Annotated in this window: 5 protein-coding genes; all 5 read left to right on the top strand. The window is 68.1% G+C overall.

Features of this window, described 5'->3' with window-relative positions; translation table 11 throughout:
* Positions 1-640 (top strand): alpha/beta hydrolase family protein (locus JWP83_RS02825; protein ID WP_297725569.1); only part of this gene is annotated, 640 nt, incomplete at its 5' end.
* Positions 641-793: 153 nt separating this feature from the next.
* Entirely contained in the window at positions 794-1,714 is a 921-nt protein-coding gene (locus tag JWP83_RS02820; protein ID WP_297725567.1) for an alpha/beta hydrolase family protein, read from the top strand.
* A 110-nt stretch (positions 1,715-1,824) separates the two neighbouring features.
* Entirely contained in the window at positions 1,825-2,835 is a 1,011-nt protein-coding gene (locus tag JWP83_RS02815) for a cutinase family protein (protein WP_297725565.1), read from the top strand.
* A 292-nt stretch (positions 2,836-3,127) separates the two neighbouring features.
* A complete protein-coding gene (gene fadD32, locus JWP83_RS02810; RefSeq protein ID WP_297725573.1) occupies positions 3,128-5,017 on the top strand; it encodes a long-chain-fatty-acid--AMP ligase FadD32 in 1,890 nt (629 codons plus the stop codon).
* A gap of 12 nt (positions 5,018-5,029) precedes the next feature.
* Positions 5,030-10,375 carry a polyketide synthase Pks13 gene (gene pks13, locus JWP83_RS02805; RefSeq protein WP_297725563.1) on the top strand — a complete coding sequence of 1,782 codons (5,346 nt, stop codon included), beginning with the start codon at positions 5,030-5,032 and terminating at the stop codon, positions 10,373-10,375.
* Positions 10,376-10,386: the final 11 nt, after the last annotated feature.

The raw sequence follows: 10,386 nt of genomic DNA, 5'->3' as shown, positions 1-10,386 counted from the left end.
CTGCACCACCTACAAGTGGGAAACCTTCCTGACCAGCGAGCTGCCGGCGTATCTGTCGGCCAACAAGCAGGTCCGGTCGACGAACAACGCGGCGGTCGGTCTGTCGATGGCCGGGTCGTCGGCGCTGATCCTGGCGGCCTATCACCCGAACCAGTTCGTCTACGCCGGCTCGCTGTCGGCGCTGCTGGACCCGTCGCAGGGCATGGGGCCGTCGCTGATCGGCCTGGCCATGGGTGACGCGGGCGGCTACAAGACCGCCGACATGTGGGGCCCGAAGGAGGACCCGGCGTGGCAGTGCAACGATCCGTCGCTGCAGGTCGGCAAGCTGGTCGCCAACAACACCCGCATCTGGGTGTACTGCGGTAATGGCAAGCCGTCGGACCTGGGTGGGGACAACCTGCCCGCCAAGTTCCTCGAGGGCTTCGTGCGGACCAGCAACCTGAAGTTCCAGGACGCCTACAACCAGGCCGGTGGCCACAACGCGGTGTTCAACTTCGACGCCAACGGCACCCACGACTGGCCGTACTGGGGCGCACAGGTCCAGGCCATGAAACCGGACCTGCAGGCGACGCTGGGCGCCACCCCGGGCGCCGGTCCGGCCACGGCCGCTGCCGCTGGCAACCAGGGCACGGGCACCTAACAGATAGCAACGCGACTGACGGCGGCGATCCATTGCGGGTCGCCGCCGTTGGTTTATCGGCGTCCGGGTGTGGTCTATTTCACTACCCTGCGGACCGGGCGCGTTGCGGCGCTGGTTAATGTGCATTCAGCGACTAGACGATGGAGGGTGGACATGGGTGTCGTACGGGGTCTGTCAGCGCTTCTGCGGGTGTTCTGCGCCGCCGCACTGTCGGTTGGGCTGGGGGTGGCTTTGGCTTTAGCGACGACGGCATCCAGCGGCCTGGCCAGGGCGGCGGGTTATGAAAGCCTGATGGTCCCGTCGGCGGCGATGGGCCGCGACATCCCGGTGGCCTTCCTGGCCGGCGGTCCGCACGCGGTTTATCTGCTGGATGCCTTCGACGCCGCCCCGGACGTCAGCAACTGGGTCACCGCCGGCAACGCGATGAACACGCTGGCGGGCAAGGGCATCTCGGTGGTGGCTCCCGCGGGCGGCGCCTACAGCATGTACACCAACTGGGAGAACGACGGCAGCAAGCAGTGGGACACCTTCCTGTCCAGCGAGTTGCCCAACTGGCTGGCCGCCAACAAGGGGCTGGCACCCGGTGGCCACGCCGCCGTGGGCGCCTCCCAGGGCGGCTATGCTGCGATGGCACTGGCCACCTTCCACCCCGACCGCTTCGGCTTCGCCGGTTCGCTGTCCGGTTTCCTGTACCCATCGAACACCACCACGAACGGCTCGATCCTGGCCGGGCTGCAGCAATTCGGCGGCGTGGACGGCAACGGGATGTGGGGGGCGCCCCAGCTGGGCCGGTGGAAGTGGCACGACCCGTGGGTGCACGCGTCCCTGCTGGCGCAGAACAACACCCGCGTGTGGGTCTACAGCCCGACCACCGATGCGGCCAGCGATCCCGCCGCCATGATCGGCCAGGCCGGTGAGGCAATGGGCAACAGCCGGATGTTCTACCAGCAGTACCGCAGCGTCGGCGGCCACAACGGCCACTTCGACTTCCCGGGCGGCGGTGACAACGGCTGGGGCTCGTGGTCGGGGCAGCTGGGAGCCATGTCGGGCGACATCGCCGGAGCGATCCGCTAGTCAGGCAGCGCTTTGGGGCCCCAGGGGTGCGGCGCGGAAGTCGGTACCGTGTAGGGAGTGCAGCAGAGGCGGGACGTCCGCGCTGCGATCGACTCTGCTAGCAGGAGAACATGACGACGAGCGCGCGGCGCAAACGCCATCGGACCCTCGCCTGGATTGCCGCCCTCGCGGTGGCCGGCGTCGTGTTGTTGGTCACCGTGGCCGTGGTCATGCTGTTGCGCAGCCCCGAATCGCCGCCCAGCGCGGTGCCGCCTGGCGTCCTGCCGCCGCCCTCCACGTCAACCCACCCGCACAAGCCGCGACCGGCGTCCCAGGACGCCTCGTGTCCCGATGTGCAAGTGATCAACGTTCCGGGTACCTGGGAGTCCGCCCCGCAGGACAATCCGCTCAACCCGCTGCAGTTCCCGAATGCATTGCTGCACAAGGCAACCACGGAGATTTCTCAGCAGTTCCCGTCATCCCGGGTGCAGATTTACACCACCCCTTACACCGCGCAGTTCCACAATCCGTTGAGCGGTGACACGCAGATGTCCTACAACGAAAGCCGAGCGGAAGGCACCCGCGCGACCGTCCAGGCGATGACCGACCTGAACAACAAGTGCCCGTTGACCAGTTACGTGCTGATGGGCTTCTCCCAGGGGGCGGTGATCATCGGCGACATCGCCAGCGATATCGGCAACGGCCGCGGACCCGTCGACGACGACCTGGTGCTCGGTGTGACATTGATCGCGGACGGCCGTCGCCAGGACGGGGTGGGCAACGACGTCGGGCCCAACCCGCCCGGCGAGGGCGCCGAGATCACCCTGCACGAGGTGCCGGTGCTGTCGGGGCTCGGCCTGACCATGACCGGCGCGCGGCCGGGCGGCTTCGGCGCGCTGAACAGCAAGACGAACGAGATCTGTGCGCCGGGTGATCTCATCTGCTCCGCACCGAACGAGGCGTTCAGCGTCGCCAAGCTACCCGAGACGCTCAACACCCTGGCCGGCGGCGCCGGCCAGCCGGTCCACGCGCTGTATGCCACGACCCAGTTTTGGAATCTGGACGGGGCGCCGGCGACCGATTGGACGCTGAACTGGGCACATGGGCTCATCGAAAACGCGCCGCACCCCAAACATGGGTGACATGGCCGCGACGTAGGCGAATCCGTGACGCGATCGGCGGTACCTTGTGATTTGTTCTGCCGCGGGGCGACCCTTAACATTAAGAGAAAATTAAGAGCAATCAGAACTTCGGTGCGGCCTTCGGGGTCGAAGCTGGCGGGGCACCGCCACGGACCAGCGCGCCGTGCGCGGGCCGGCTCGTGTATAGAGGACCCGTCGGCGAAGCCGACGCCAGAGATGTAAGTCGGCGAGACCGACATCGAGACGGTTGTCGGCGAAGCCGACCGAGATGGTTGTGACAGGAGAGGGCGGCATGGCGTACCACAACCCGTTCATCGTGGACGGAAAGATCAGGTTCCCGGACAACACGAACCTGGTTCGTCACGTCGAGAAGTGGGCGAAGGTTCGCGGCAACAAGCTGGCCTATCGATTCCTGGACTTCTCCACCGAACGCGACGGTGTCGCGCGCGATATCTCCTGGTCGGATTTCAGCGCCCGCAACCGCGCCGTCGGCGCCCGTCTGCAGCAGGTCACCGAGCCGGGTGACCGGATCGCCGTACTGTGCCCGCAGAACCTGGACTACCTTATTGCCTTCTTCGGCGCGCTCTACTCCGGCCGGATCGCGGTGCCGCTGTTCGACCCGGCCGAACCGGGTCACGTCGGCCGCTTGCACGCGGTGCTGGACGACTGCGCCCCGTCGACGATCCTGACCACCACCGACGCCGCCGAAGGCGTCCGCAAATTCATCCGCGCCCGTTCGGCCAGGGAACGGCCCCGCGTCATCGCCGTCGACGCCGTGCCCACCGAGGTGGCCGCGACCTGGCAGCCGCCCGAAGCCGACGAGAACACCATTGCTTACCTGCAGTACACCTCCGGATCCACTCGTACCCCGACCGGCGTACAGATCACCCACCTGAACCTGCCCACCAATGTGCTGCAGGTGCTGGTTGGCCTGGAGGGCACCGAAGGTGACCGCGGCTGCATGTGGTTGCCGTTCTTCCACGACATGGGTCTGATCACGGCGCTGTGTGCCCCCGTGCTCGGCCAGAGCTTCACCTTCATGACGCCTGCCGCGTTCGTGCGCCGGCCCGGGCGCTGGATCCGCGAACTCGCGCGCAAGCCAGGCGAAACCGGCGGCGTATTCTCGGCCGCGCCGAACTTCGCGTTCGAGCACGCCGCGATGCGCGGCCTGCCGCGCGACGACGAGCCACCCCTGGACCTGAGCAATGTCAAGGGGATCCTCAACGGCAGCGAGCCGGTGTCGCCGGCGTCGCTGCGCAAGTTCTACGAGGCGTTCGCGCCGTACGGACTGAAGGAGACCGCCATCAAGCCCGCGTACGGTCTGGCCGAGGCGACGCTGTTCGTCTCGACCACCGCGAAGGACGAGAAGCCGCGGATCATCCATGTGGACCGGGATGCGCTGAACCAGGGCAGCTTCGTCGAGGTGGCCACCGACGCGCCCAACGCCGTCGCGCAGGTCTCCGCCGGGAAGATCGGCGTCGACGAGTGGGCAGCCATCGTGGATGCCGACTCGGCCACCGAGCTGCCGGACGGGCAGATCGGCGAGATCTGGTTGCACGGCAATAACCTGGGCGGTGGCTACTGGGGCAAGGAAGAAGAGTCCGCGCAGGTTTTCCGGAACATTCTCAAGTCGCGTATCCAGCACTCGCATGCCGAGGGCGCCGCCGACGACGGACTGTGGGTGCGCACCGGCGACTACGGCACCTACCACGACGGCCACCTCTATATAGCGGGCCGGATCAAAGACCTGGTCATCGTCGACGGTCGCAACCACTATCCGCAGGACCTCGAATACACGGCGCAGGAATCCACCAAGGCGCTGCGGGCCGGCTATGTGGCCGCCTTCTCCGTGCCGGCCAACCAGCTGCCTCAAGCGGTGTTCGACAACCCGCACGTGGGCCTGAAGTTCGACTCCGAGGACACCTCGGAGCAGTTGGTCATCGTCGGTGAGCGCGCCGCCGGCACGCACAAGCTGGACTACCAGCCCATCGCCGACGACGTCCGGGCGGCCATCGCCGTCGGGCACGGGGTGACCGTGCGCGACGTGCTGTTGGTGTCGGCCGGAAGCATCCCGCGCACGTCCAGCGGCAAGATAGGGCGGCGTGCCTGCCGGGCCGCCTACCTCGACGGCAGCCTGCGCAGTGGTGTCGGGTCGCCGACGGCCTTCGCCACCGAATCCTGACCAAGGTAGCTAATGACTGATATAGACGAGTCCCCGGAGAATATGCCCGCCGAGAAGACCGACTTGACCGTCCCGGCGATGCGCCGGTGGTTGCGCAACTACGTGGGCAGTGCCACCGGGCAGGCGCCCGATTCGATCGATGAATCGGTGCCGATGGTCGAGCTGGGACTGTCGTCGCGGGACGCCGTGGCGATGGCGGCCGACATCGAGGACCTGACCGGCGTCACGCTGTCGGTCGCGGTCGCGTTCCAGCATCCGACCATCGAATCGCTGGCGACCCGGATCGTCGAGGGCGAGCCCGAACCGGACCTATCGGGCGACGACGTTGCCGACTGGTCGCGCAAGGGACCCGCCGAGCGGGTGGACATCGCGGTCGTGGGCCTGTCCACCCGGCTGCCCGGGGACATGAACAGCCCCGACGAAATGTGGCAGGCGCTGCTGGAGGGCCGCGACGCCATCACCGACCTGCCCGAGGGCCGCTGGGAGGAATTCCTCGAAGAGCCGCGGCTGGCCGAGCGGGTCGCGAAGGCCCGCACCCGTGGCGGCTACCTGAAGGACATCAAGGGGTTCGACTCCGAGTTCTTCGCGATCGCCAAGACCGAGGCCGACAACATCGACCCGCAGCAGCGGATGGCGCTGGAGCTGACCTGGGAGGCGCTCGAGTACGCCCGCATCCCGGCGTCGAGCCTGCGCGGCGAGGCGGTCGGCGTGTACGTCGGCGTCTCCAACGTCGACTACGGCTTCCTGGCCATCTCCGACCCGACCGTCGCGCACCCATATGCGATCACCGGCAACGCGACCTCGATCGTCGCCAACCGGGTGTCCTACTTCTACGACTTCCGCGGGCCCTCGGTCGCGGTCGACACCGCGTGCTCGAGCTCGCTGGTGGCGATCCATCAGGCCGTGCAGGCGCTGCGCTACGGCGAATGTGATGTGGCGGTGGCCGGGGGTGTCAATGCGCTGATCACGCCGGCGGTGACGCTGGGTTTCGACGAGATCGGCGCGGTGCTGGCCCCCGACGGCCGGATCAAGTCGTTCTCGTCGGACGCCGACGGCTACACGCGGTCGGAGGGCGCCGGCATGCTGGTGCTCAAGCGGGTCGACGACGCCCGCCGCGACGGCGACCAGATCCTGGCCGTGATCGCGGGCACCGCGGTCAACCACGACGGCCGGTCCAACGGCCTGATCGCGCCGAACCAGGACGCGCAGGCCGACGTGCTGCGCCGGGCCTACAAGGACGCCGGCATCGATCCGCGCACCGTCGACTACGTCGAGGCGCACGGCACCGGCACCGTCCTGGGTGACCCGATCGAGGCCGAGGCGCTGGGCCGCGTCGTCGGCAGGGGGCGTCCGGCCGACCGTCCGGCGCTGCTGGGCGCGGTGAAAACCAATGTGGGGCACCTGGAGTCGGCCGCCGGTGTGGCCAGCATGGCCAAGGTGGTGCTGTCGCTGCAGCACGACAAGCTGCCGCCGTCCATCAACTTCGCCGGCCCGAGCCCGTACATCGACTTCGACGCGATGCATCTGAAGGTGATCGACCAGGCCACCGACTGGCCCCGCTACGGCGGCTACGCGCTGGCCGGGGTGTCGAGCTTCGGCTTCGGCGGGGCTAACGCGCACGTGGTGGTGCGCGAGGTCTTACCGCGTGACGTGGTTGAAAAAGAAGCAAAAGAGGCGCGTGAGCCGGAATCGGCTCCGGAGGTCAAGGCGGCCGCCGAAGCGGCCGAGGCGCCCACGTTCGACGCGCATTCGCTGCGGTTCGACGACTTCGGCAACATCATCACCGACGCTGCCGCGCCCGAGGTGGAAGAGCCCGAACTGCCGGGCGTCACCGAAGAGGCGCTGCGCCTCAAAGAGGCGGCGCTGGAAGAGCTTGCGGCACAAGAAGTTTCGCCACCGCTTATCCCGCTCGTGGTGTCGGCGTTCTTGACCTCCCGCAAAAAGGTCGCGGCCGCCGAACTCGCGGACTGGATGGAAAGCCCCGAGGGCCAGGCGTCGTCGCTGGAATCGATCGGCCGGTCGCTCTCGCGCCGCAACCACGGCCGCTCGCGCGCGGTGGTGCTGGCGCACGACCACGACGAGGCCATCAAGGGCCTGCGCGCCATCGCCGAGGGCAAGCAGCGGCCCAACGTGTTCAGCGTCGACGGGCCGGTGAGCAACGGCCCGGTGTGGGTGCTGGCCGGGTTCGGCGCGCAGCACCGCAAGATGGGCAAGAGCCTGTACCTGCGCGACGCGGTGTTCGCCGAGTGGATCGAGAAGGTCGACGCGCTGGTCCAGGACGAGTTGGGCTACTCGGTGCTCGAGCTGATCCTGGACGACTCGCAGGATTACGGCATCGAGACCACCCAGGTCACCATCTTCGCGATCCAGATCGCGCTGGGTGAGCTGCTCAAGCATCACGGCGCCAAGCCCGGCGTGGTGGTCGGCCAGTCGCTGGGCGAGGCCGCGTCGGCCTACTTCGCCGGGGGGCTGTCGCTGCGCGACGCCACCCGGGCCATCTGCTCCCGCTCGCACCTGATGGGCGAGGGCGAGGCGATGTTGTTCGGCGAGTACATCCGGCTGATGGCGCTGGTGGAGTACTCGGCCGACGAGATCAAGACCGTGTTCTCCGACTTCCCCGATCTGGAGGTGTGTGTCTACGCCGCGCCCACCCAGACCGTCATCGGCGGCCCGCCGGAGCAGGTGGACGCGATCATCGCCCGCGCGGAATCCGAGGGCAAGTTCGCCCGAAAGTTCCAGACCAAGGGCGCCAGCCACACCTCGCAGATGGACCCGCTGCTCGGGGAGCTGGCCGCGGAGCTGCAGGGCATCAAGCCGATGAGCCCGACGTGCGGCATCTACTCGACGGTGCACGAGGGCAGCTACGTCAAGCCCGGTAGCGACCCGATCCACGACGTCGACTATTGGAAGAAGGGCCTGCGGCACTCCGTGTACTTCACCCACGGGATCCGCAATGCCGTCGACAGCGGGCACACCACGTTCCTGGAGCTGGCGCCCAACCCGGTGGCGCTGATGCAGGTGGGTCTGACGACCGCGGATGCCGGCCTGCATGATGCCCAGTTGATCCCGACGCTGGCGCGCAAGCAGGACGAGGTCGAGTCGATGGTCTCGACCATGGCGCAGCTGTATGTCTACGGTCACGACCTGGACGCCCGGACGTTGTTCACCCACGCCGCTGGGGTCGTAGCCCCCGAAGATTTTGCGAACATCCCGCCGACCCGGTTCAAGCGCAAGGAGCACTGGCTGGACGTGCACGTCGGCACCGGCAGCGGCGCGGTGATCATGCCGGGCAACCATGTCGCGCTGCCGGACGGCCGCCACGTCTGGGAGTACGCGCCCCGGGGCCTGACGGACCTGTCGGCGCTGGTGAAAACCGCTGCGGCCGAGGTGCTTCCGGACGCGCAGCTGACGGCGGCCGAGGAGCGCGCGAAGCCGGCGGAGGGCGCCAAGCTGGTGACCACGCTGACCCGGCATCCCGGCGGTGCGTCGGTCCAGGTGCACGCGCGCGTCGACGAATCCTTCACGCTGGTGTACGACGCGCTGGTGACCCGGGGTGGCTCCGAGTCCGTGCTGCCGGCCTCTATCGCCCATGTCGGCGCCGGCATGGCGATCGCGTCCCCGGCCAACGGGGAGGGAGCGGTGGCGGCCGTGCCGGAGGCTCCCGCCGAGGACGCGCCGGGAACGCTGGGGGACAGCCTGACCAACCGCTACATGCCGAGCGGGTTCACCAAGTGGTCGCCGGACTCGAGCGAGACCATCGCCGAGCGGCTCGGCGCGATCGTCGGGGCCGCGATGGGCTACGAGCCCGAGGACCTGCCGTGGGAGGTGCCGCTGATCGAGCTGGGGCTCGACTCTCTGATGGCGGTGCGGATCAAGAACCGCGTCGAATACGACTTCGACCTTCCGCCGATCCAGTTGACGGCCGTACGCGACGCCAACCTCTACGCCGTCGAGAAGCTGATCGAGTACGCGGTGCAGCACCGCGACGAGGTCCAGGAGCTGCACGAGCACCAGAAGACCCAGACGGCCGAGGAAATTGCGCGGGCGCAGGCCGAATTGATCAGTGGCGCGTCGCCCGCCTCGGTGGTGGCGCCGGCCCCCGACCCGCAAGCCGAGCCGGAGACGCAAGCGCCGGCTTCGGACGTCCCGATCCCGCCGCCGCCGACGAATCCGTCGGGGCCCAGCGCTAATGGGGCGGGGCAGCCGAACCTCGCGGCCGCGGCCGAAGCGCTCAACCAGGAGGCGATCGCCAAGGCGCTCAACTCCGATGTACCGCCGCGCGACGCCGCCGAGCGCGTGACCTTCGCCACGTGGGCAATCGTGACCGGCAAGTCGCCGGGTGGCATCTTCAATCCGCTGCCGAAGCTCGACAACGACGCAGCAACCAAGATGGCGCAGCGCCTCTCGGAGCGCGCCGAGGGTCCGATCACCGCCGAGGACGTGCTGACGTCGGAGAACATCGAGGCGCTGGCCGAGAAGGTGCGCGAGTACCTGGAGGCCGGGGTGGTCGACGGGTTCGTCCGCACGCTGCGGGCGCGGCCCGTGGGCAGCACGAAGCCGCCGGTGTTCGTGTTCCACCCGGCGGGCGGCTCGACGGTGGTCTACGAGCCACTGCTCAACCGATTGCCCTCTGACACCACGATGTACGGCCTCGAACGGGTCGAAGGCACGCTCGAAGAGCGTGCTGCGCAATACGTTCCGAAGCTGATAGAGATGCAGGGCGACGGACCCTACATCCTGGCCGGCTGGTCCCTGGGCGGCGCGCTGGCCTACGCCTGCGCGATCGGGCTCAAGCGGATGGGTAAGGACGTCGAATGGGTCGGCCTCATCGACGCCGTGCGTCCGGGCGAGGAGATCCCGCAGACCAAGGAGGAGATCCGCAAGCGTTGGGACCGCTACGCCCGGTTCGCCGAAAAGACCTTCAACGTCACCATCGACGAGATCCCCTACGAACAGCTCGAGGACCTCGACGACGCGGGCCAAGTTCAGCTGGTGCTCGACGCGGTCAAGGCGAGCGGTGTGCAGATCCCGGCCGGGATCATCGAACACCAGCGCACGTCGTACCTGGACCAACGGGCCATCGACACCGCCGAGATCCAGCCCTACGACGGGCACGTGACGCTCTACATGGCCGATCGCTACCATGACGACGCGATCATGTTCGAGCCGCGCTACGCCACCCGCAAGCCGGACGGCGGCTGGGGCGAGCACGTGTCCGACCTCGAGGTCGTGCCGATCGGTGGCGAGCACATCCAGGCCATCGACGAGCCGATCATCGCCAAGGTGGGCGCGCACATGACCCAGGCTCTGAACGGGATCGCGGCAAAAACCAGCCGGACGAGTGAGGTAGTCAAGTAGTGACGGAGACC

Origin of the sequence: Mycobacterium sp. (assembly GCF_025965855.1) — a bacterium.
Taxonomy (GTDB): domain Bacteria; phylum Actinomycetota; class Actinomycetes; order Mycobacteriales; family Mycobacteriaceae; genus Mycobacterium.
This window is presented reverse-complemented; position numbering and strand designations above follow the sequence as displayed.